Consider the following 1019-nt stretch of genomic DNA (forward strand, 5'->3'; position numbering starts at 1 on the left):
CTAGAGCCAAAGCGCAAAGGACGCCGCCCGATGACCAAGAAGTCGCCTTCCCCACCACCCCCGCCGGATGCTGAGCGCTCCCAGGAGGAGCTGCTCAAGGAGTTGGCGTATCTGCGTGCCGAGAATGCCTACCTAAAAAAGCTCGATGCCTTGATCCGGGAGAAGGGGGCGGCGACGCGGGGCAAAAAGCCCAGGCCGTCCAAGGGTTAAGGCATGAACATCCGCTGGCTCTGCTGCTGCGTGCGGCTGAGCTGCCACGCAGCACGTTCTACTACCAGATCCAGGCCTTGGGCGCTGACGATCGGTACGCGTCTCTGAAGGCGCGTATCCAGACGATCTACGACCGCCACAAAGGGCGCTATGGCTACCGGCGCATCACCGCCGTCCTGCGTCAGGCAGGAAAGACGATCAACCACAAGACCGTCCAGCGGCTGATGCAACAGTTGGGCTTGAAGTCCCTGGTTCGCCCCAAGCGATATCGTGCCTACCGAGGGGCGGAAGGCTACGCCGCTCCCAATACGTTGCAGCGTCGGTTTCAGGCTCAGCGTCCCCATCAGCGGTGGGTGACGGACATCACCGAGTTCAAGGTCAATGGTCAGAAGCTCTACTTGTCACCGGTCATGGACTTGTATAACGGAGAGATCATTGCCTTCCAGACAGGACCTCGCCCGGTGTTTGACCTGGTAAAGGGTATGCTGAAGAAAGCCTTTGGCAGGCTGATGCCAGGGGATCGGCCGCTGCTCCATTCGGATCAGGGCTGGCATTATCGCCACCCCAGCTATCGACGCCTGGTGGTGGAGAAGCGGATACTCCGCAGCATGTCGCGGAAAGGGAACTGCCTGGACAATGCCGCCATGGAGAGCTTCTTCGGGACCCTGAAGGCCGAGTATTTCCACCTGAACCGGTTCGACACCATTGAGCAGCTGCAGCAAGGGCTCGACCAGTACATCCATTACTACAATCACGAACGCATCAGGCTGAAACTAAAAGGTCTGAGCCCCGTACAGTACAGGACTCAG

The 1019-nt window shown here is 59.4% G+C and carries 1 pseudogene; it reads left to right on the plus strand.

The window, feature by feature from the left end:
- A pseudogene (locus FHR95_RS16990) lies at positions 1-1019 on the plus strand (IS3 family transposase); the annotation flags it as partial.

Origin of the sequence: Halomonas fontilapidosi (assembly GCF_014192285.1) — a bacterium.
Lineage (GTDB): Bacteria > Pseudomonadota > Gammaproteobacteria > Pseudomonadales > Halomonadaceae > Halomonas > Halomonas fontilapidosi.